At 51.4% G+C, this 21,627-nt stretch carries 19 protein-coding genes and 1 pseudogene; 12 read left to right on the top strand and 8 right to left on the bottom strand.

The window, feature by feature from the left end:
• Positions 1-15 precede the first annotated feature (15 nt).
• The 6 genes from fabI to sapA form a co-directional block, all read right to left on the bottom strand.
• Positions 16-804: an enoyl-ACP reductase FabI gene (gene fabI, locus RFN81_RS08670; RefSeq protein ID WP_264498691.1), complete on the bottom strand. Its 789-nt coding sequence runs from the start codon at positions 802-804 to the stop codon at positions 16-18.
• A 169-nt stretch (positions 805-973) separates the two neighbouring features.
• The gene (gene sapF / locus RFN81_RS08675; RefSeq protein ID WP_264498692.1) at positions 974-1,789 is read right to left on the bottom strand and encodes a putrescine export ABC transporter ATP-binding protein SapF; all 816 of its coding nucleotides are present in this window, start codon (positions 1,787-1,789) and stop codon (positions 974-976) included.
• Positions 1,789-2,781, bottom strand: a complete 993-nt coding sequence (gene sapD, locus RFN81_RS08680; protein WP_264498693.1) for a putrescine export ABC transporter ATP-binding protein SapD — start codon at positions 2,779-2,781, stop codon at positions 1,789-1,791. The genes sapF and sapD overlap by 1 nt, the downstream gene beginning before the upstream one ends.
• A 16-nt stretch (positions 2,782-2,797) precedes the next feature.
• Positions 2,798-3,688 (bottom strand): putrescine export ABC transporter permease SapC, encoded by an 891-nt coding sequence (gene sapC, locus RFN81_RS08685; RefSeq protein WP_264498694.1) that lies wholly within the window; start codon positions 3,686-3,688, stop codon positions 2,798-2,800.
• Positions 3,675-4,640, bottom strand: a complete 966-nt coding sequence (sapB, locus tag RFN81_RS08690; protein ID WP_264498695.1) for a putrescine export ABC transporter permease SapB — start codon at positions 4,638-4,640, stop codon at positions 3,675-3,677. Before sapB ends, sapC begins: the two co-directional genes overlap by 14 nt.
• Positions 4,637-6,325 carry an ABC transporter substrate-binding protein SapA gene (gene sapA / locus RFN81_RS08695; RefSeq protein WP_264498696.1) on the bottom strand — a complete coding sequence of 563 codons (1,689 nt, stop codon included), beginning with the start codon at positions 6,323-6,325 and terminating at the stop codon, positions 4,637-4,639. The genes sapB and sapA overlap by 4 nt, the downstream gene beginning before the upstream one ends.
• A 488-nt stretch (positions 6,326-6,813) precedes the next feature.
• Between sapA and RFN81_RS18720 the strand changes: the two are divergent.
• Together RFN81_RS18720 and RFN81_RS18725 are read left to right on the top strand one after the other, a co-directional pair.
• Positions 6,814-7,686: pseudogene (locus RFN81_RS18720) on the top strand (glycoside hydrolase family 5 protein); the annotation flags it as partial.
• A gap of 204 nt (positions 7,687-7,890) precedes the next feature.
• Complete coding sequence (locus RFN81_RS18725) at positions 7,891-8,337, top strand: cellulose binding domain-containing protein (protein ID WP_378929172.1); 447 nt, start codon at positions 7,891-7,893, stop codon at positions 8,335-8,337.
• A gap of 70 nt (positions 8,338-8,407) precedes the next feature.
• On the opposite strand, the gene pspF is transcribed toward RFN81_RS18725, so the two are convergent.
• Positions 8,408-9,397, bottom strand: coding sequence for a phage shock protein operon transcriptional activator (pspF, locus tag RFN81_RS08705; RefSeq protein ID WP_264498697.1), 990 nt, complete (start codon positions 9,395-9,397; stop codon positions 8,408-8,410).
• Between the two features lie 224 nt (positions 9,398-9,621).
• On the opposite strand from pspF, the gene pspA reads away from it, so the two are divergent.
• The 8 genes from pspA to RFN81_RS08745 all read left to right on the top strand — a co-directional run bounded on the left by pspA (position 9,622) and on the right by RFN81_RS08745 (position 17,813).
• Positions 9,622-10,287 (top strand): phage shock protein PspA, encoded by a 666-nt coding sequence (pspA, locus tag RFN81_RS08710; protein WP_264498698.1) that lies wholly within the window; start codon positions 9,622-9,624, stop codon positions 10,285-10,287.
• 89 nt (positions 10,288-10,376) lie between these two features.
• Positions 10,377-10,601: an envelope stress response membrane protein PspB gene (pspB, locus tag RFN81_RS08715; protein WP_264498699.1), complete on the top strand. Its 225-nt coding sequence runs from the start codon at positions 10,377-10,379 to the stop codon at positions 10,599-10,601.
• On the top strand, positions 10,601-10,966 hold the full coding sequence (pspC, locus tag RFN81_RS08720) for an envelope stress response membrane protein PspC (protein ID WP_264498919.1): 366 nt from the start codon (positions 10,601-10,603) through the stop codon (positions 10,964-10,966). The genes pspB and pspC overlap by 1 nt, the downstream gene beginning before the upstream one ends.
• 137 nt (positions 10,967-11,103) lie before the next feature.
• The gene (locus RFN81_RS08725; protein ID WP_264498700.1) at positions 11,104-12,501 is read left to right on the top strand and encodes a YcjX family protein; all 1,398 of its coding nucleotides are present in this window, start codon (positions 11,104-11,106) and stop codon (positions 12,499-12,501) included.
• A complete protein-coding gene (locus RFN81_RS08730; protein ID WP_264498701.1) occupies positions 12,498-13,541 on the top strand; it encodes a YcjF family protein in 1,044 nt (347 codons plus the stop codon). The genes RFN81_RS08725 and RFN81_RS08730 overlap by 4 nt, the downstream gene beginning before the upstream one ends.
• Before the next feature lie 140 nt (positions 13,542-13,681).
• On the top strand, positions 13,682-15,226 hold the full coding sequence (locus RFN81_RS08735) for a M20/M25/M40 family metallo-hydrolase (RefSeq protein WP_264498702.1): 1,545 nt from the start codon (positions 13,682-13,684) through the stop codon (positions 15,224-15,226).
• Positions 15,227-15,362: 136 nt separating this feature from the next.
• Positions 15,363-16,931 (top strand): transcriptional regulator TyrR, encoded by a 1,569-nt coding sequence (tyrR, locus tag RFN81_RS08740; protein ID WP_264498703.1) that lies wholly within the window; start codon positions 15,363-15,365, stop codon positions 16,929-16,931.
• A gap of 273 nt (positions 16,932-17,204) precedes the next feature.
• Positions 17,205-17,813 carry a glutathione S-transferase family protein gene (locus RFN81_RS08745; RefSeq protein ID WP_264498704.1) on the top strand — a complete coding sequence of 203 codons (609 nt, stop codon included), beginning with the start codon at positions 17,205-17,207 and terminating at the stop codon, positions 17,811-17,813.
• Positions 17,814-17,886: 73 nt separating this feature from the next.
• On the opposite strand, the gene tpx is transcribed toward RFN81_RS08745, so the two are convergent.
• A complete protein-coding gene (gene tpx / locus RFN81_RS08750; protein WP_264498705.1) occupies positions 17,887-18,390 on the bottom strand; it encodes a thiol peroxidase in 504 nt (167 codons plus the stop codon).
• A gap of 294 nt (positions 18,391-18,684) precedes the next feature.
• On the opposite strand from tpx, the gene RFN81_RS08755 reads away from it, so the two are divergent.
• Entirely contained in the window at positions 18,685-20,301 is a 1,617-nt protein-coding gene (locus RFN81_RS08755) for a peptide ABC transporter substrate-binding protein (RefSeq protein ID WP_264498706.1), read from the top strand.
• Between the two features lie 106 nt (positions 20,302-20,407).
• Positions 20,408-21,391: a zinc transporter ZntB gene (gene zntB, locus RFN81_RS08760; RefSeq protein WP_264498707.1), complete on the top strand. Its 984-nt coding sequence runs from the start codon at positions 20,408-20,410 to the stop codon at positions 21,389-21,391.
• Positions 21,392-21,627 lie beyond the last annotated feature (236 nt).

Here is a 21,627-nt window from a genome sequence, read left to right on the forward strand (position 1 = left end):
GGCTACTTTTCGGACTTATTTCAATTCCAGTTCGTTCATGGCGGCGATGCTAAAACCGCCATCGACGTGTAGGACTTCGCCGGAGATACCGGCCGCCAAATCGGAACACAGGAATGCCGCGGAGTTGCCCACATCTTCAATGGTGACCACACGACGGATTGGCGTTACCGCTTCGCAATGAGAGAGCATTTTCTTGAAGTCTTTGATGCCAGAAGCCGCCAGAGTACGAATCGGACCCGCAGAAATAGCATTCACGCGCACGCCCTGCGCGCCCATCGCGTTCGCCATATAACGCACGTTGGCTTCCAGAGACGCTTTTGCCAAACCCATCACATTGTAGTTCGGGATCGCACGTTCAGCGCCCAGATAGGTCAACGTCACCAGCGCTGAATTTGGATTCAGCATTTTGCGGCAGGCTTTTGCCATCGCGACGAAACTGTAAGAGCTGATATCATGGGCGATACTAAAACCCTCGCGGGTCACGGCATCGACGTAGTCGCCATCGAGTTGGTCGCCCGGCGCATATGCGATCGAGTGGACAAAACCATCGAAGGTCGGCCATACGCCAGCCAGTTCGGTAAACAGTGCTGCAATGCTGGCATCTTCAGCGACGTCACAGGGCAAAACGATGCTGGAACCCAGTTCACTGGCAAAGCCTTCAACGCGTGATTTTAATTTGTCGTTTTGATAAGTGAAGGCCAATTCGGCACCTTCACGCTGCATTGCTTGTGCAATACCGTAGGCAATAGAACGGTTGCTGGCAACGCCTGTTACCAGAATGCGCTTACCGGTAAGAAAACCCATAGCAGTAATCCTTGTGATCATTGTTGCTGCGAACGCCACTCTATCGCTGATAAGCGGCAAGTGGCGAGCGAGGTGAATAAACCGCGCAATTCTACCATGTCGGGGGCGGTAGCGGTACTCTGTCCACCTTCCGGTATCAAAGGTGGCATGCTGTCGCAGAGCACGGTGATTAAGGTTGTACCCCGTCGCGTCGCCAGGCATCGGCGCTGAGCGCTTCACCGAAGTGGCTGGCAATTAACCGCTTTGTCAGGTCGTGTAGCGGAGAGGCCAGAACATCGGCGGTGCTGCCGCGTTCAACGACTTCGCCATCCTGCATGACCAAAATCTGATCGCTGATGTGCTTCATCATCCCCAGATGCTGTGTCACATAAATATAAGAGATGCCGTGCTTTTCCTGTAGCTCCAGCATGAGATTGATGATCTGCGATCGCATAGTCATATCCAGCGAGGCCAGCGCTTCATCAGCCACGATCACTTTGGGCTGTAAAATCAGCGCCCGCGCTAGGCCGACACGCTGTTTTTGCCCCGGAGCAAGCGCATGTGGATAGTAATAAGCATGATCGGCGCGTAGCCCAACCTGATGCAGAACCTGATTAATCGCCTTCTCCCGTTCTTCAGCGCTCAGATCAGTGTTTAACCGCAACGGGACATCGAGCAATTGGCCAATACGCTGACGCGGATTAAGCGCATTGCTGGCGTCCTGAAAGATCATGCGGATACGTTGGCTGCGATAGCGGTAATCGCCGTAGTGCAACGGATGATCGTCAATGACCAGTTCGCCGGATGTCGGCGCGATCATGCCCGCCAGCATTTTCGCCAGCGTCGATTTCCCTGAACCGTTTTCACCGATAATGGCAAGCGTTTGCCGCTCTCGTAGCGTAAAACTCACGGATTTTACCGCTTCAACATGCTGGCGGCGAAACAGCCCGGTTCGGTAGCGGAACGTTTTGGTCAGGTTCCGGGCCTCAAGTAGCATCTCAACCATTACGCTTCCTCCATGTTGAGCGGAAAATGGCAGGCATATAAATGGTTCTTGGCCGAGCGCAATGGCGGGGTTTGCATGCACTGTTTTTGCGAATACGGGCAGCGGGGGCCGAGACGGCAGCCGATGGGCAGATGCTCTAACGAGGGGATCGCGCCATTCAACGTATTTAACCGCCCTTTGTGCGGCAGAGCACGACCAAAATCGGGCATGGAGCGAATCAGCGCCTGAGTATAGGGGTGATGCGGCATGGCGATCAGATCTTCACTGGTCGCGCTTTCTACCGTTTGTCCACAGTAGAGCACATTAATTCGGTCTGCCCATTTGCTCATCGTTTGCAGGTCATGACTAATGAGCAGAATCGTGGTGTTGTTATTTTGGTTCAGGCGCGATAGCAGGCGGAAAATCTGTGCCTGAGTGGTGGATTCCATCGCGTTAGTGGGCTCATCGGCAATCAGAAGACGCGGTTGGTTGGCCAGAGCGATAGCGATCATGACCTTCTGGCACTCACCGTCACTGAGTTCATAGGGATAACTGCGCATAATATCGCGATGATCCTTAATCCCGACGCGATGCAGTAGTTCGATAGCGCGTCGTTTACGCCAGTTAACCCGTTGCCACCAGCGTCCTTTATAGGTCCAGCCTGGTATGGCTTGAATGAGCTGCCGGCCAATACTTTCGGAAGGGTCGAGACAGGATTGCGGTTCCTGGAAGATCATTGAGACGTTATGACCGACAACTTTGCGTCGTTCGCGCGGCGACAGTTGCAGTAAATCAACATCGTTGAAGCGAAAGCGATCGGCGGTCACGCGCCAGTTCTCTTTGGTGATGCCACAGATGGCTTTGGCAATCAGACTTTTACCTGAGCCGGATTCGCCTACCAGCCCGCGAATTTCGCCTTCACTTAGCGTCATACTTACGCGATCGACGGCTTTTACGGCACCGTCAGCGGTGAGAAATTCGATTGTCAGATTTCGGATATCAAGTAATGGCATAGGACGTCGTCGCCTCTTATTCCGTTTCCGCGACTAACGCGCGACGAAGACCGTCGCCGAGCAGATTAACGATTAACACGCTCAGTGCGATCGCCGCGCCGGGCAACATCACGGTCCACGGGGCAGCATAGACCAATTCCAGAGAGTTGCCGAGCAGGGCGCCCCATTCGGTTGTCGGCAATTGAGCGCCCAGATTGAGAAACCCTAACGCGGCGATATCCAAAATAGCGATAGATAGCGCACGGGTAAATTCTGAGACCAGCAGCGCGGCAATGTTCGGCAGCACGATGTTCCAGACAAGATAGAACGTCGACGCGCCATCGAGACGGGCTGCGATAACATACTCTTCGTCCATTTCATCGTGTACAGCGCTGTATACGGTGCGCACCATACGGGGTAGCAGCGCCAGCCAGACGGCGAGCATCGCGTGTTCAAGCTTGGGGCCGATAAAAGCGATCAGCACGATGGCCAGCAGTAGCGACGGAATAGACAGTAACGTGTCCAGAATGTGGTTAAGCATGGCAGAACGCAGGCCGTGTGTGACCCCGGCAAAGACGCCTAACACAATGCCACATAATGCCGCGGCGTAAGTGACAATGAGCGCTGCGCCTACGGTCGGCGCGGCACCGTTCAACAGGCGACTGAGTAAGTCGCGCCCTAAATCATCAGTGCCGAGAAAGAACGACACTTCGCCATAGCGAGACCAGGATGGCGGTAACAACTGATAGCCCAGAAATTGTTGATCGACTTCATAAGGCGCAAGGAATTTACCGAATAGACACAGGCCAATCAAAATAAGAAAACCGTAAAGCCCAATCATTGCTAGCTTATCTTGATAAAATATCCGCCAGGTATCGCTCAGTCGGCTTGGTACCCGTTTTTCGCTATATACGTTATCGAAGGGCATACCATTCCTTATGTTTTAATGGGTTTGCCATCGCTCCCCAAATATCAGATAGAACATTGACGGTGATAACCATGGCGCCGACCACCATGACGCCAGCAGAAATTGAGGCATAATCCTGTTGACGAATTGCATTAACCAACCAGCGGCCGATGCCAGGCCAGTTAAATACGACCTCGGTCATCATCGTCAGCGTCAACATGGTAGAAAATTGTAAACCGAGTTTAGGGATAATCGGCGGTAAAGCGTTATGAATTAAATGTCGGCGGATGATCGTGAAGCGCGATAGCCCGCGCGTTGCCGCCGCTTTAATATAATTTTTGCCGATAATTTCCGTTGTGCTAATGCGCATCAGACGAATGACTTCCGTCGTCGGCCCGACGGCCAATACGGTCACTGGCAGAATGAGGTGGCGGATAGCGCTCACAATCATGTCGCTGCGGTGGGGGGAATCGGATAGCCAAGCGTCAATCAGCGCAAATCCGGTCACCGTTTTCACCTGATAGAGCAAATCGAAACGGCCTGATACCGGCAGCCAGCCGAGATACAACGAGAAAAATAGCGTCAATAGCAATGCCAACCAGAAGACCGGCAAGGAAAAACCGATGAGCGCAAGCGTGCTGATCACAATGTCTGCGCCGCGGTTCTGCATCACGCCTGCGATAATGCCTAAAGGAATACCGATCAACAACGAGAGCGTAAACGCTAACAGGCAAAGTTCAATAGTGGCAGGTAACACCTCTTTCAACAACGCATTGATAGCCTGCCCGTTAATGCTGGAACGGCCAAAATCTCCCTGTAACAGGCTTGAGAGATAAAAGGAGTAGGCATCAAATAACCCGGCGCCGCTAAGTGGCGCGTGAGGCGTATAGTAACTTAAGCTAAAGCCAATAAAAGTAAGAAGTGACAACGTCACCAGCAGTAGTGCCATACGTCGTAATGTAAAGATAATCACGGCTGTGCTCCCTCCACGATTTCCGGTGCAGCGGATGTCGGTGACGCCGGTTGATCCTCGCGGAATACGCCCGCGAATGAGGCGTTGCCGAAGGGGCTTAGCACCAGCCCTTTCATATCATAGCGATAGGCGAGTAGCCGTAATGATGAGGCGAGCGGTAATACGGGGAGCTGTTCCGCCAGAATACGCTGCGCCTGCCGATAATAATCAATTCGCTTAGCGAGGTGCTGTGATGAAAGCGCATTTTGTAATACTGCGTCAAAAGCGGGATCGCACCAATGAGCATAGTTGCTCTGGGAACGAATGGCTGCGCAACTGAGCAAGGGACGAAAGAAACTATCCGGATCGTTACTGTCCGTTGCCCACCCGGCCAAGGTTAAATCATGGCTGAGTTCCATTAATCGCGCCTCCTGAAAACGCCCTTCCACTGGAACGATGGTCACCGTGACGCCAATCTGAGCGAGATCGGCTTGGATCAGTTCCGCCGTTTTCAGTGGGCTAGGATTATAAGACTGTGATGCGCTGGGCACCCACAGGCGAAGATGTAAATTAGTCAGTCCTAACTCCGCTAAGCGTTTGCGCGCCTTCTGCGGATTATATTCTGTAATCTGGGATTCGCTATCGTAGGCCCAGGACGCGCGCGGTAAAATAGAGGCGGCGGTTTCTGCCGTACCGTAGTAGATCGACTGCATCAGCCTATCGTTGTTGATCGCCAGCGCGATGGCCTCACGTACTCGGCGGTCGTTTAATGGCGGTTTACGCACATTGAAGGCCAGATAGGCGACGTTCATACCGGGACGCAAGGAAAGCCGCAACCGCGGATCGTTACGCAGGGTCGTTAACTGACTGGCGGCCGGGTAGGCGAGGACATCACATTCCCCCGTCAATAATTTGGACAAGCGGCCCGTACCGCCGGCGCCGAGATCGACCACCACTTGCCGCATGCGAGGTACGCCGCGCCAATAGGCAGCGTTGCGCGTTAGCCGAATATATTGCCCGCTACGGTATTCGTTCACCATGTAAGGCCCGGTGCCCACGGGTTCCCGATCTAACAGTTCTTTCTTTCCCTCCTTTGCCAGGCGCTGTGCGTATTCTGCGGACAGAATGGGGGCATAATGCGTAGCCAGATGCCACAAGAAAGACGCGTCCGGACGATGCAGGCGGATTTCAATACTGTATTCGCCTAACTTACGAATACTTTGCACCGCAGAGGCGAATTGCAGACTATCAAAATAGGGATAGTCACCGCCGTTGACATCATGATACGGGTGTTTTTCATCCAGCATGCGCTGGAAACTAAAGATGACGTCATCAGCATTCATATTGCGGGTCGGCGCGAACCAAGCCGTGTGTTGAAAGGGGACATCGCGGCGCAACGAGAAACGATATGTCGCGCCATTGTCCAACACCTCCCAACGTTGTGCCAGTTCCGGCATCAATCGATAGGTATAAGGATCGACGTCTAATAGGCGATCGTAAAGTTGTGCCGCCAGCGTATCGATGGTGACACCGCTACGCGCCATCTGGGGATTAAAGGTGTTCAGGACATCATTAACACAATAGACAAACCCGGTCTGGCGAATATTTTCCGGTGCAGTTGACGGCGCTGGCGCTGGCGCGGAACTGGCCAGCGCTGGCAACGCCAGCCAAAGAAATATCAGTGCGAAACAGGTTTTTCCGAACATACGGGATTTTTCAGTCAATACAGTTATGGATAGAGTGTATCGCACTCTTGGTATCCTCCCCACTCTTGTTGTGTGCATCTGGCGACTTTACAACCGTTAAAGGCGCGTTGCTATCGGCGCGCGTCATGCGGACAAGAACCCTATATTTTGCATGGAAATGAGAAAAATTCTCAACAAAGTGCTTTACAGATGATACTGATAACTATTATCATCATTTTCGCACTTCTACAGTGGCTTATCGCAGGTACTGAAGGAGAGCACGACATTGCTCACATTGCTTCCAGTATTATTTTAGCCAGCCTACGAGCTGGCTTTTTTTTATCCCCAAAAAACAACGCTTCCCAATGCTTACTCTGCTTGCTATTTTTGGTAAAATAATTAATAAAATCAAATGGTTTTATGTTTTTTAATTATTTGCAGATGGATGAATCTCCCTTATTATGCTTATACCCGAGATCATGGAGGGGGGCATAATGGAGATAAAATCTATGTGGATAAGAAGGAATTCCATCGTCAGGAAATTGACGTTAGGTGTAGCAACAACGGTACTGGGGATATCGCTCAGTTTCTCCGCATTATGCGCGACGCCGGTGGAAACGCACGGGCAGTTATCCATCGAAAATGGACGACTGGTGGATAAGCAAGGGAAAAGGGTACAGCTACGCGGAATCAGTTCGCATGGTTTGCAATGGTTTGGCGACTTTGTAAACAAAGATGCGATGAAATGGCTGCGTGATGACTGGGGGATTAACGTTTTCCGTGTCGCCATGTATACGGCAGATAATGGTTACATTTCCAATCCTTCTCTTGCCAATAAGGTAAAAGAGGCTGTTGCTGCGGCGCAAAGTCTCGGCGTCTACATTATTATCGATTGGCACATCTTATCGGATAATGACCCCAATATTTATAAAGCGCAGGCTAAAACCTTTTTTGCCGAAATGGCTGGGTTGTATGGCAATTCGCCAAATGTGATTTATGAAATTGCCAATGAACCCAACGGCGGCGTGACGTGGAATGGGCAGATTCGGCCCTATGCGTTAGAGGTGACGCAGACGATCCGCAGCAAAGATCCTGATAACCTTATTATCGTGGGTACCGGCACCTGGAGTCAGGATATCCATGACGCCGCGGATAATCCGTTACCCGACCCGAACACCCTGTATGCACTGCATTTTTATGCCGGGACGCATGGGCAGTTCTTGCGCGATCGCATTGATTATGCGCAAAGTCGCGGTGCCGCAATATTCGTCAGTGAATGGGGGACAAGTGATGCTTCCGGTAACGGCGGGCCGTTTCTCCCGGAATCGCAGGCCTGGATTGATTTCCTCAATAACCGCGGCGTTAGTTGGGTAAACTGGTCGTTGACGGATAAGCCTGAGGCGTCTGCGGCGCTGGCGCCGGGAGCGAGCAAATCGGGGGGATGGCAGGAACACAATCTGTCCGCATCCGGGAAGTTCGTTAGGGCGCAGATACGGGCGGGCGCAGGTCTTGGCAATGGCGACGGTGGAACACCTACAACACCAACGGAACCCTCACAACCCGGCAGCGGCACACCGGGTAACGTCGTGTTGCAATACCGTAATGTGGACAATAACCCGTTCGATGATGCGATTCGCATGGCGTTCAACATCAAAAACACCGGAAACGCGCCGATCAAACTGAGCGATCTGCAAGTGCGTTATTACTTCCATGATGATGGTAAACCGGGCGCTAATCTCTTTATTGATTGGGCGAATGTCGGCCCTAACAATATTGTGACCAGCACGGGAACCCCTGTGGCTAGCACCAATAACGCCAATCGCTATGTTCTGGTCACTTTTGCCAATGGCGCTGGTGTCCTACAGCCTGGCGCGGAAACCGGGGAAGTGCAGGTGCGTATGCACGCTGGTGATTGGAGCAACGTTAATGAAACGAATGATTATTCATACGGTGCCAATGTCACAAGCTATACCAACTGGGATAAAATAACCGTGCATGATAAAGGCACGTTGATATGGGGCGTTGAACCCTAATCTACGTTATTCGCTTATTCATCCTTTAAAGCAGCGGGCGCGTGTTCGCCCGCTTTTTCACTCTTATCTTTTACGCATTTACCGCAATGTCGTGTTTTTTTAGCAATCCACGCAGCTGGTGATAGGTTAATCCCAGCAGTTCTGCGGCCCTGCGCTGGTTATATTTCGCCTGTTTTAACGCCCGATCGATTAAGCTTTTCTCTTGTTCTCGCAACCACGTTTTCATGTCCAACGGCAAATTTGGCTGGCCGCTTGTCTGCGGCGGCATTTGCATAGCGGTGGAGGTGGAACGGCGGAAAGGATCGAGAATGATAGCATCAAGGGGCAGTTCGCTGTTGCCATGACGATATACCGAGCGTTCAACGACGTTTTTTAACTCGCGAATATTACCAGGCCAAGGGTAATGCAATAGTGTATCGCAGGCCGCGGGCGTAAAGCCGGGAAACAGCGGCAGATGTAATTCTCGGCACATTTGTATCGCAAAGTGATTAGCCAGCAACATAATATCCTGTTGACGTTCGCGCAACGGTGGAAGCAGCACGACATCGAAAGCCAGGCGATCGAGGAGGTCTGCGCGGAATTTCCCGTTGGCAGCCAGCGCGGGCAGATCGTCATTGGTGGCGCACACCAGACGCACATCAACCTGCAATTGATCTCTGCCGCCGACGCGCTCTAACACGCCATATTCAATCACCCGCAGAAGTTTTTCCTGCACCAGCATCGGCGCGGTAGCCAATTCATCTAAGAATAGCGTACCGCCATCGGCGCGCTCAAAACGCCCCAGATGGCGTTTTTGTGCCCCGGTAAAGGCGCCAGCTTCATGACCAAAGAGCTCAGAATCGAGTAAATTTTCATTGAGCGCGGCGCAGTTAAGGGACACGAACGGCCCTTGCCAACGCGGTGAAAGATAGTGTAGTCGGCTGGCGATGAGCTCTTTGCCAGTGCCGCGTTCGCCGATCACCAATACGGGCTTATTCAGTTGGGCCAGTTGCGACACTTGTTCAAGGACTTCTAAAAAGCGATTGTCCTCGCCCAGTAGGTTTTCATTTTCCTGATGCATGATGATCACTCTGTGATTTTTACTAATATTTCGTCTATTTGACTAATCTAGCGGAAGCAAGAAAATAGTCAAAATTATCTAATCATTAATTATCAATCACTTATGTTTATTTAAACATTGGCACGTTTATTGATATATCACTCATGAGATTGTGGCCGGCGTAGCCAGACACAGTGACTAATCCGGCGTAATCAGACGCTGAAAATCATGAAGAGGATGTAATTATGGGTATTTTTTCTCGTTTTGCCGACATCGTGAACGCTAATATCAATTCTTTACTGGATAAAGCGGAAGATCCGCAGAAATTGGTACGGTTGATGATCCAGGAAATGGAGGACACGTTAGTTGAAGTCCGTTCAACCTCGGCGCGGGCGCTGGCAGAAAAGAAACAGATAGCCCGCCGTATTGAACAAGCGTTTGGTCAGCAGGAACAGTGGCAGGAAAAAGCGGAACTGGCACTGCGTAAAGATAAAGACGATCTGGCCCGCGCGGCGCTAATTGAGAAACAAAAACTGACCGATTTAATTGCGTTATTGCAGCATGAGGCTGACAGCGTAGATGAAACACTGGATCGCATGAAGCGTGAAATCGGCGAGCTGGAAAATAAATTGAGTGAAACGCGGGCGCGTCAGCAGGCACTGACATTGCGTCATCAGGCGGCAGCGTCGTCGCGGGATGTACGGCGCCAGTTGGATAGTGGAAAACTCGACGAGGCTATGGCACGTTTCGATCAGTTCGAGCGTCGCATCGATACGATGGAAGCTGAAGCGGAAAGCCACGGGCTGGGGAAACAAAAATCATTGGATCAGCAGTTTGCCGAATTGAAAGCGGACGATGAAATCAGCGCGCAATTGGCGGCGCTTAAAGCTAAAGTTAAGCCAGCAGAGTAACCAACGCGTACGTAAAAACATTATTGGATGCGCTGCCGAGAGCAAACGGCAGCCACCATAAGGCGTATGAATAAAACTAAGGAGACATAATGAGTGCGTTGTTTCTTGCCATTCCGCTGACCATTTTTATGTTATTTGTGGCGCCGATATGGCTTTGGCTACATTACAGTCAGCGTAAAGACAGTGCTCAACTGGGACAAAACGATATGCAGCGCCTAGCTCGATTAACAGAAGAGTCTAACCAGATGCGGGAACGTATCAGCGCGCTGGAAGACATTCTGGATGCGGAACACCCGGACTGGAGAAAATCGTGATGAAAAATACATGGTCAGGTAAAACCTTATACCGCCTTCCTGAAGAAGGCATGTTGAAAGGGGTGTGCGCTGGGTTAGCGCGTTATTTCGACGTACCGGTGAAACTTGTGCGGATCATCGTGGTGCTGTCAATGTTTTTTGGCCTGTTTTTCTTTACTATTGCCGCTTACCTTGTCCTGACGTTCGTGCTCGATCCGGCACCGGCGGGAATGCGATTCAACGACGAGAATGCCGTCCAGACGCCAAGTCAACTATTGAATGAAGTGGATGCGGCATTACAGGCTAGCGAACAGCGCTTGCGCAATATTGAACGCTATGTCACCTCGGATACCTTCGGCGTTCAGAACCGCTTTCGCCACCTATAACCGATTATCAGCTATAACTTATCCATGCAGTTTCGCATCGTCGGCGTTATCCCCGTGGGTAGCGTCGTGTATATTTCTCCACCATCTATGCCGTAGGCTGAATACGTTTCGTAACCAACGGAGTGACAAGCCCTTTAATGAGTCGACTACAGAACGAATTTAACGCACTGGTCAATCGCAGCGTGGATCGCCACCTGCGCCTAGCTGTTACCGGGTTAAGTCGTAGTGGCAAAACCGCGTTTATTACCGCGTTCGTCAATCAATTATTAACGCTTCACAGTGGCGCGCAGTTGCCGATGTTTTCCCCCGTGCGTGAGGAGCGTTTGCTGGGGGTAAAGCGCGTGCCTCAGCGCGATCTGGGCGTACCGCGCTTTGCCTATGATGAAGGGATGGCGGCGTTGTATGGTTCGCCGCCATCCTGGCCGACGCCGACGCGCGGCGTAAGTGAGATTCGTCTGGCGCTGCGTTACCGTTCCAGAGAATCACTGCTGCGTCACTTTAAAGACACCTCAACGCTCTATCTGGAAATTGTCGATTATCCCGGCGAGTGGCTACTCGATCTACCGCTGCTGGAACAAAACTATTTAAGCTGGTCGCAGCAAATGAGTGGCCTGTTGCAAGGCGATCGCGCCGCATGGGCGAAACCCTGGCTGGCGCAATGTGAGAACATCGATCCGCTGGCGCCAGCGGATGAAAATCAATTAGCCGACGTCGCGCAGTCCTATACCGATTATCTGCACCGTTGTAAGCAGGAAGGGTTGCACTTTATTCAGCCTGGACGGTTTGTCCTGCCCGGCGATCTGGCTGGGGCGCCAGTGTTGCAATTCTTCCCCTGGCCGCAGGTGACGCAAATTGGTGAAGCTAAACTGGCGCAGGCGGATGAAAAAACCAATATTGGCATGTTGCGCAAACGTTTTGAGTATTACTGTCAATCGGTGGTCAAAGGGTTTTATAAAGATCATTTCGTGCGTTTCGATCGACAGATCGTGTTGGTTGACTGCCTGCAACCGCTTAACCACGGTGTTCATGCATTCAATGATATGCGTCTGGCGCTGACGCAATTAATGCAAAGTTTTCATTACGGCAAACGTACGCTGTTTCGGCGGCTGTTCTCTCCTTGTATCGATAAACTGATGTTTGCGGCGAGTAAAGCGGATCACATTACCGCCGATCAGCATGCCAATTTAGTGTCTTTGCTTCAGCAACTGGTGCAAGAAGCCTGGCAAAACGCCGCGTTTGAAGGCATTGAGATGCGCTGTGAGGGCATAGCATCCATTCAATCTACGCAGAGCGGAGTGGTCGATCATCAGGGACAGAAAATCCCGGCGCTAAAAGGGCATCGGCTCAGCGACGGTCAGCCGTTGACCGTGTACCCCGGTGAGGTGCCCGCCCGTTTACCGAGCGCCACATTCTGGCAAACACAGGGCTTTCATTTCGATGAATTTCGTCCGCGTGAAATGCCGGTAGATACGCCACTGCCGCATATCCGGCTGGATACGGTCATGGACTTTTTGTTAAAGGATAAATTGCGATGAGTGAAGGTCTTAAACCACGCGTCACATTTGCCGATGTATCACCTCAAGCCTCTCCGTCGCCGCTACGCCCAGGGATAGCGTTTGATGAGCAGAGCGGCACGCCTTTTTCTCCGGTCAGCCGCGAAGACGATTTGCCCGAAGAGGGGGCGGCAGAAGCGGCGGTCAGTATAGCGCTACGCCCAAAACGTAGCCTGTGGCGACGCATGGTAATGGCTGGCGCCACATTGTTTGGCGTTAGTGTGCTGGCACAAGGCGCGCAGTCATTGCATAACGCCTGGATCCAGCAGGATTGGATCGCACTGGGGGCGATAACTGCCGGAAGCCTGATCGTGGCGGCTGGCGTGGGGTCGCTGGTCGTTGAGTGGCGGAGACTCTACCGCCTGCGGGAACGTGCGGAAGAACGCGATGTGGCACGCGAACTGCTACATAGTCATGGCGTAGGGAAGGGGCGCGAATTCTGTGAAAAACTGGCGCGTCAGGCGGGGTTGGATAGCGGTCATCCCGCATTGCAGCGTTGGCAGGCTTCACTCCATGAGACCCACAACGATCGCGAAGTGCTGGAGCTTTACGCGCATTTGGTCCAACCGGTACTCGATACACAGGCGCGGCGAGAGATCAGCCGTTCGGCGGCGGAATCGACGTTAATGATCGCCGTCAGCCCATTAGCGCTGGTGGATATGGCATTTATCGCCTGGCGCAATCTACGCCTGATTAATCGTATTGCCGCGCTGTATGGCATCGAACTGGGCTATTTCAGCCGTATTCGCCTGTTCCGATTGGTACTGGTTAACATCGCCTTTGCCGGCGCATCTGAGCTGGTGCGGGAAATTGGTATGGACTGGATGTCGCAAGATCTTGCTGCCCGTTTATCGGCCCGTGCCGCGCAGGGTATAGGCGCAGGCTTACTGACCGCGCGTCTGGGGATTAAAGCGATGGAGCTATGCCGCCCGCTGCCGTGGCTGGATGACAAACCGCGTCTTGGCGATTTTCGTCGTGAATTGGTTACCCAGGTAAAAGAAACGCTGCAAAAAAGGCGTTAGTCGTGAGGGCGCGGGGTAGAGTGGGTCGCTATTGGCTTTTGCTCTTGTTCGAAAGGGATGCAGCCTGCGCTTGAGTACCGTTGTTCAATAATCCTGTGTAGGATAAGGTTTCTCCTTTTTATATAACAGGATGTTTTTTTATGATCTCCGGTAAAAATATGACGCTGTCGACACTGTGCCTGTCGACAGTGATGCTTTGTTTTCCTGCCTACGCACAACACGTTTTGACACCTGCCGAGGCTGAACGCTACGCACAGAATAGCTTTCCTGAATATCTCGAATTATTGACGTTGCCGAATGATGCTTCCGTCCCCTCGGATATTCAGCGTAATGCCGACTGGCTGGAAAAGGCTTTTCAGAAGCGCGGCTTTACGACCAAAACGTTGGCGAACGGTAATAAACCGTTGGTGTATGCTGAGTGGGGTACGCCAACAGCCGATCGTAAAACCATCTTGTTTTATATGCACTTTGACGGGCAACCCGTATATCCGGCTCAATGGCAGACTCCGCCATGGCAGCCCGTGTTGAAGGAAAAAGAGGCCAATGGTAAATGGCGCACACTGCCTGAATCACGTTTGCTGAAAGGTGCGATTAACCCAGAATGGCGTCTTTATGCCCGCGCGTCGGCCGATGACAAAGGGCCAATCATGATGTTTCTTGCTGCGATGGATGCGATGAAAGATCAGGGTGTTGAACCAGCTATTAATATTAAAGTATTGCTGGACGCCGAAGAGGAAAAAGGGTCTCCCAGCCTGACAACGGTGATGGCCGAACACCGTTCGCTGTTGAAAAGCGATGGTATGGTGATTTATGACGGCGCGATGCCGTCCAGTAATCGTCCTGGCATCAATTTTGGCAATCGTGGGTCAATTCAGATCGATATGACGGTTTTCGGGGCGAATGCCGCGGCACATAGCGGAGGCTATGGCAATGTGATTTCGAACCCGGTGCAAAAACTGGTGACATTGCTAGCCAGTATGAAAGATGCGAACGGCAGGGTAACGATCCCCGGCTATTATGATCGCGTCACCCTCAGCAATAGTGACAAGCAACAGGTTGCACAGACCGCGCCGCCGCCGGGGGCGCTGGAACAGCGTTTTGGCGTTGCACAGTTAGACAAAGTTGCAGATAACGCTGCAGAAGCGTTGCAGTATCCTTCGCTGGATATCCTCGGCCTCAACGCCGGAGGTACCGGAAAGAACGCCGCCAACGCTATTCCCGCAACCGCGACCGCTAGCCTGAATATCCGTACCGTTCCGGAGACGCCGCCAGAGGAGCGATACGCTTTATTACGCCAGTATATTACCGAGAAAGGCTTCCATATTATCGCGGGAGAGTCGCCTACAGCAGATGAACGTGAACGATATCCGCATCTGATTTCACTTCATCTGATGGCTTATCCGAGTAGTTCCCAAGCTGCCAGAACCGAAATGGACTCGCCGTTAGGGCGCTGGGCCGTGGCTACCACCGCCGCGCCACGAGGCATTATACCGGAGAAAAATAGAATGATGGGCGGTACGCTGCCGATGAGTGGTGCTGTCAGTGTGCTGAAGGTGCCTTATGTGATTGTTCCGTTGGTGAATGCCGATAATAATCAGCATAGTTTCGATGAGAACTTACGTCTCGGTAACTATCTGGAAGGTATTCGAACCATTGTGGCGATGGCGACAACGCCGTTGTCTTAACGGCGAATCATTATAAAAGTGGGAAAAACGTACAGATGTGTCAACTTAGGCTGCCACCTGACTTCATCCGCCGTAAACGAAAGGGTATTATCACTAATAATCGCCATAGCGAGTCTCTTGAGAAAGGTAGACGTTGATGCATCTGGAAGTGATTTGTGAAGACCGCATTGGTATGGTCCGCGAACTGTTGGATCTGCTTGCCTCACGTAATATTGATTTACGTGGTATCGAAATAGTCCCTGGTGGCCGAGTTTATCTTAACTTTGCTGCTCTTGATTCTGACGATTTTCGCCTGCTGATGACGGAGATCCGCCGCATTGACAGCGTGAGCGATGTACGCACCGTGGCGTTTATGCCGTTTGAACGCGAGCAGCGGGCGCTGAATACGCTCGTGGACGCCATGCCTGAACCCGTCTTTACGCTGGATATGGCGGGAAAGCCAACGCTGTGTAATTCCGCCACGTTGGCACTGTTTGAGCAATCGGCAGAAGACATTAAGACGTTAACCATTGACGCTCTGATCCCCGGTATCGATTTCGCCAAGAGGTTAGAAGCGCAGGATGTCGTCTTCACGAGGCCAGTAGTCATTCGTGGGCAGGATTTTTTGTTGGAAATGATGGCGATCCACCTGGAAGATGATGTCGATAACAAGATTATTGCTGGCGCGTTAGTGATATTGAAATCGACTGCTCGCATGAGTCGACAGTTACAGGATCATACCGTAAACGATGAGTATGCTTTCGAGCAAATCGTTGCTGTAAGCCCCCAAATGCGCCAGGTAGTTGAACAGGCACGTAAGCTGGCGATGCTGGATGCGCCGTTATTGATTGTGGGCGATACGGGGACGGGGAAGGATATGTTGGCGCGCGCGTGCCATCTGCGCGGGCCGCGCGGGCAGCATCCTTTCCTGGCGCTGAACTGTGCAGCGCTACCCGATGATGTCATGGAAAGTGAATTGTTCGGGCATGCGCCGGGCGCCTACCCAAATGCGCAGGAAGGTAAAAAAGGCTTCTTTGAACAGGCGAACGGCGGTTCAGTGCTGTTAGATGAAGTCGGGGAAATGTCGCCGCAAATGCAGACCAAGTTACTGCGCTTTTTGAATGACGGAACATTCCGCCGCGTGGGCGAAGATCATGAGGTCCACGTGGATGTGCGAGTCATTTGCGCAACCAAAAAGAATTTGCTGGAGCTAGTACAGCGCGGTGAATTCCGTGAGGATCTTTATTATCGTCTCAATGTGCTTACATTGATATTACCGCCGCTGTCTGAACGTCCGGCGGATATTATGCCGTTGGCCGCACGCTTCGCGGCACGTTTTGCCGAGGAACAGGGAATTGCGCGACCTACCTTCTCGGCAGAGGTGGCGCATTTCCTGCCTCGATACGGCTGGCCGGGTAACGTTCGGCAGTTAAGAAATGCTATTTATCGTGCGTTAACGCAGTTAGAAGGTAACGAACTACGTATGCAGGATATCGATCTCCCTACGTTTTCGACTGACGCGTTACGAGATGAAACCTTGCTTGATGGATCATTGGATGACATCAATAAGCGTTTTGAGCGCTCAGTGTTGAGCCGTCTTTACCAATCCTACCCAAGCACACGCAAATTAGCGAAACGACTGGGCGTGTCACACACGGCGATCGCCAACAAACTGCGGGAGTACGGGCTAAGCCAGCGTAAAGCGGCAGGGGATGACGAGCAGTAAATAACAATGCGGCTGTGTCAGTAATCTGAAGCCTGCTTGAGAAGCAGGCTTTTTGTTTTCTGTTAACCGTTACTTTCTTCCGCTACTGGCAACTGACGCCAGCCCGACAACTCATTAGTAAATTTGATCTTATGAACGGCAACCGACCAATATGTCAGTAATACTCACACTGACCGTTACATACTGATGATATTCTCCATATCGAATTTATTGTAATGTCGGTTCATTATCTTCAATGACGCGTTCTTTCACATAGATAGGAAAACAGGAATTATGATAAAGCTGATTGGCACGATGGATTCTCCTTATGTACGTCGCGTAGCGGTCTCCCTGGAACTTTATGGCGTTGCTTTTGAAATCGAGCCGCTATCGGTCTTCCGCGCATTTGAGGAATTTTCCCGAATCAACCCTGTGGTAAAAGCACCAACGTTGGTTCTGGATAAGGGAACACGTTTGATGGATTCCTCACTGATACTGAATTATTTCGAGGCTGGGGCTGCTCCTGAACGGAAATTGCTGCCCGTGGCGCCGGATGCGCTGGCAAACGATCTTCAGGCGCTGGGTTTTATCCTCGCCGCCTCGGAGAAAGCCGTACAAAACGTGTATGAACATAATCTGCGCCCGGCGGAAAAACAACATAATCCATGGATAGAGCGTATCACCCTACAATTGCTGGCAGCCTGCCGGGAATGGAACACGTTGCTGGAAGCGCGTTCAGCTAACGAGGTGGTCGATCAGGTTGCTGTCACCAGTACCGTTATTTGGACATTTATTCAGTCCAAAATCCCCCATATCGTTAACGCCGATGAATTTGAAACGATTAAGGCGGTCGCCGACGTTTTCGAAAATCAGGCGGCATTTAAGAAGTACCCACTTAGTTAATGCTTCAATAAGAAACGGCTGCGTTAGCAGCCGTTTCTTATTGATTGTCAGTATAGATAACCGACAGAATAACTTATTTCAGAACCGCCAGCGCGGCGTCATAGTCTGGCTCCGTGGTGATCTCATTCACCAGTTCGCTATGCAGTACGTTGTCGTTTTCATCCAACACGACAACGGCGCGGGCAGTCAGACCTTTTAGTGCGCCATCAGCAATGGCGACACCGTAATTCTCTTTAAATTCGTTGCCTCGCAGGGTAGACAATACCACGACATTGTTTAAGCCTTCGGCACCGCAAAAGCGAGACTGCGCAAATGGCAGATCGGAAGAAATACACAGAACAACGGTGTTATCCAGCTCAGACGCCAGCTGATTGAATTTGCGCACGGATGCGGCACATACGCCGGTATCAATGCTTGGGAAAATGTTTAGGATTTTACGCTTGCCAGCATAGTGGCTGAGTGACGTATCAGACAGGTCTTTAGCCACCAGTGTGAATGCCGGGGCTTTACTTCCTTTGGCAGGGAAAGACCCTGCTACTGACACAGGATTGCCTTGAAAATGTACGGTCTGTGACATGTTTGCGTCCTTAATTACAGGTGATTAACACGTCGCTCAGTTTAGGGCAACATTAGCAACATTGGTATTAAAATCACGATTAAAATTGTTAACCGCGTACCTTAATAATCAGACACCGGGTTTTCTTTGCGGGCTTTGAATCAGCGGTTTTCCCGTTCGCGATGGTTAGCGCGTTACGATAAAAAACACGAAAACGCGATGCGAACTGACATATTACGGGGAGAACGCTGGATGATAGCGCGACTTTTTGACTATGATAGTGAATCATTTCATTAGGTTTTTAGGCTAATCATCATGCACTACGGGTATTCTCTGGGCTATGCCGCGTTGATAGCCGCGATGGCGAATACAGCCATCGCGGCATCGGTTCCTGCGGGAACCATTTTGGCTGATAAACAGGAAATTGTCCGCCACATTAAAGATGAACCCGTGTCTCTTGACCCAATTAAAGCCGTTGGATTACCGGAAGCCCAGGTAGCTCGCGATCTGTTTGAAGGCCTCGTCAACCAGGACGCCAAAGGAAACAGTATTCCGGGCGTTGCGTTACGTTGGCGGACGACCGATAACCGCACGTTTATTTTTACCCTGCGCGATAATGCCCGCTGGTCTAACGGCGATCCGGTGACGGCAAAGGATTTTGTCTACAGTTGGCGGCGTTTAGTTGCGCCTGAAAACAGCGCGTCGTTTGCCTGGTTCGCCCGACTCGCTGGGCTTCAGAATGCCGAACAAATTCTCGCAGGCAAGCTGCCTGCCGAACAACTTGGCGTGACAGCCGTGGATGATCATACGTTGAAAGTGCAACTCAGCAAACCCGTCCCCTATTTTGTTAGCCTGACAGCCAACTTCAGCCTGTTTCCGGTGCATCAGGCTACGGTAGAGAAATTTGGCAAGAACTGGACAAAACCGGGCAACCTGGTTGGCAATGGCGCATTTAAACTGGATCAACGTGTCGTAAATGAAAAACTGGTGCTCGTGCAGAATCCATATTATTGGGATAACGCACACACGGTGCTGACAAAAGTGACCTTCGTGCCGATCAATCAGGAATCGAATGCGACGAAGCGCTATTTGTCCGGGGACATTGATATCACCGAATCATTTCCGAAAAATATGTATCAAAAGCTGCTAAAAGATCTACCCGGTCAGGTTTATACGCCGGAACAGCTTGGCACCTATTATTATGCGTTTAATACGCAGCGTGCGCCGACCAACGATGCCCGTGTGCGGAAAGCGCTCTCATACGCTATCGATCGTCGAATCATTGCAGAAAAAGTGCTGGGGACGGGGGAAAAACCGGCCTGGCATTTTACGCCGGATGTCACAGCGGGATTCAATCCGGACGAAAGCCAGTTACAGCAGTATTCTCAGGAAGAATTGAATGCGCAGGCAAAAGCGCTGATGGCCGCTGCGGGCTATGGTCCAAACCATCCGCTGAAATTGTCGCTGCTCTATAACACCGCCGAAAGTCACCAAAAGGTCGCGATCGCCGTGGCATCCATGTGGAAAAAGACGCTAGGCGTAAAGGTTCGTCTCGTCAATCAAGAGTGGCAAACCTATATCGACAGCCGTAATAGCGGTAATTTTGACGTCGTGCGGGCATCGTGGATCGGCGACTATAACGAACCATCGACATTTCTCTCGCTGCTGACCTCACACCATAGCGGCAATATTGCGCGTTTTAAAAACGCCAATTACGATCGTGTACTGGATGAGGCGGGCAATCAGACCGATGCTCAGGCGTTGAATGCCGATTATAACCGCGCTGAACAACTCTTGCTGGAGGAAGCGCCGATTGCCCCGATCTATCAATATACCAATGGACGCCTCATTAAACCGTGGGTAAAGGGGTATCCGATTGCCAATCCCGAAGATGTGGCATACAGCCATCGCCTTTATATTGAAAAGCATTAGCGGTATCGACTGCGCCGCGATAACGCTTCGGGGCGTCGGCTGGTTGAGTGCGGAGCTGGCTTAATAACAACAGGCTCTTATAACCAAACACCGTCGGAGACTACATGTGAACTCTTTTGCTGAAAAAGCGTTACAGCCTAGCGGGGCGATTCATGCTTATCAGTTGGATGGGAAAGGCGGCATCATTCCCATAAACGATCTAGGCGAAATGAACAGCGCGCAAACTTGCTGGCTGCACCTGGATTCAACGCTGCCGGCCAGCGCACGATGGCTGAATAACACGACGCTGGTGCCGGATAGCGCGCGCGATGCCTTATCGGGGGAAAGTCTTCGACCTAGGGTAACTCGTCTCGGAGAGGGGACACTTATCACGCTCCGAAGCATTAATCTCAATAGCGACGCACGGCCCGATCAACTGGTCGCCCTTCGCGTATTTATTACCAATAAGCTGATCATTTCTACCCGACGGCGCAAAGTTCAGGCTATCGACGATATGCTTAGCGACTTTAAAGAGGGGCATGGCCCGACAGATAGTGGAAGCTGGCTCGTGTCCATCGCAGAATTGTTGACCGATCATACCAGCGAGTTTATTGATGATTTACATGAGAAAATCATCGATCTGGAAGAAGACTTACTGGAACAAAAAACTCCCCCGCGCGGCGAACTGGCGTTGATTCGCAAGCAGCTTATCGTGTTACGTCGCTATATGACGCCCCAGCGCGATGTATTCTCCCGAATTTCGGGGGAAAAATTGCCTTGTATGCAGGATGATGACCGTCGCAGAATGCAGGAAATAGCCGATCGTTTAGGGCGAGGGCTTGAAGATCTGGATGCCAGCATCGCGCGCACTACGGTGCTCTCGGATGAAACCACCGCGTTGATGACTGAGGCCATGAACCGCCGTACCTATACGATGTCGCTATTAGCGATGATTTTTTTACCGACGACGTTCCTAACCGGATTATTTGGCGTCAATTTAGGGGGAATCCCTGGCGGCGATGCGCCATTTGGGTTTTATGCTTTTTGTCTGATGTTGGTAATTCTGGTTGGCGGCGTTGCATGGTGGTTAAAGCGCAGTAAATGGCTTTAGCGGTTTACGGTAAGTAAATGCGTAAAAGCTCACAAACTGCCAGCAATGGCTAAAAAAGCACGCGTAAATTGAGCGATATCAACATTTTTGACCTTATAGTACGGCACTATCATTCCCGCAGGTGAATGCAACGTCAAGCGATGGGCGTTGCGCTCCATATTGTCTTACTTCCTTTTTTGAATTACTGCATAGCACAATTGATTCACACCATGCCGACAGTTTGTCGGCTTTTTTTT

The sequence above is a fragment of the Pectobacterium cacticida genome (assembly GCF_036885195.1).
GTDB classification, from domain to species: domain Bacteria; phylum Pseudomonadota; class Gammaproteobacteria; order Enterobacterales; family Enterobacteriaceae; genus Pectobacterium; species Pectobacterium cacticida.

Bases quoted from the DNA above. Each gene is read 5' to 3' on its own strand.
- fabI (WP_264498691.1), bottom strand. From the start codon at position 804: ATGGGTTTTCTTACCGGTAAGCGCATTCTGGTAACAGGCGTTGCCAGC.
- sapF (WP_264498692.1), bottom strand. From the start codon at position 1,789: ATGGTTGAGATGCTACTTGAGGCCCGGAACCTGACCAAAACGTTCCGC.
- sapD (WP_264498693.1), bottom strand. From the start codon at position 2,781: ATGCCATTACTTGATATCCGAAATCTGACAATCGAATTTCTCACCGCT.
- sapC (WP_264498694.1), bottom strand. From the start codon at position 3,688: ATGCCCTTCGATAACGTATATAGCGAAAAACGGGTACCAAGCCGACTG.
- sapA (WP_264498696.1), bottom strand. From the start codon at position 6,325: ATGTTCGGAAAAACCTGTTTCGCACTGATATTTCTTTGGCTGGCGTTG.
- pspF (WP_264498697.1), bottom strand. From the start codon at position 9,397: ATGCATCAGGAAAATGAAAACCTACTGGGCGAGGACAATCGCTTTTTA.
- pspA (WP_264498698.1), top strand. From the start codon at position 9,622: ATGGGTATTTTTTCTCGTTTTGCCGACATCGTGAACGCTAATATCAAT.
- pspB (WP_264498699.1), top strand. From the start codon at position 10,377: ATGAGTGCGTTGTTTCTTGCCATTCCGCTGACCATTTTTATGTTATTT.
- pspC (WP_264498919.1), top strand. From the start codon at position 10,601: ATGAAAAATACATGGTCAGGTAAAACCTTATACCGCCTTCCTGAAGAA.
- RFN81_RS08725 (WP_264498700.1), top strand. From the start codon at position 11,104: ATGAGTCGACTACAGAACGAATTTAACGCACTGGTCAATCGCAGCGTG.
- RFN81_RS08730 (WP_264498701.1), top strand. From the start codon at position 12,498: ATGAGTGAAGGTCTTAAACCACGCGTCACATTTGCCGATGTATCACCT.
- RFN81_RS08735 (WP_264498702.1), top strand. From the start codon at position 13,682: ATGATCTCCGGTAAAAATATGACGCTGTCGACACTGTGCCTGTCGACA.
- tyrR (WP_264498703.1), top strand. From the start codon at position 15,363: ATGCATCTGGAAGTGATTTGTGAAGACCGCATTGGTATGGTCCGCGAA.
- RFN81_RS08745 (WP_264498704.1), top strand. From the start codon at position 17,205: ATGATAAAGCTGATTGGCACGATGGATTCTCCTTATGTACGTCGCGTA.
- tpx (WP_264498705.1), bottom strand. From the start codon at position 18,390: ATGTCACAGACCGTACATTTTCAAGGCAATCCTGTGTCAGTAGCAGGG.
- RFN81_RS08755 (WP_264498706.1), top strand. From the start codon at position 18,685: ATGCACTACGGGTATTCTCTGGGCTATGCCGCGTTGATAGCCGCGATG.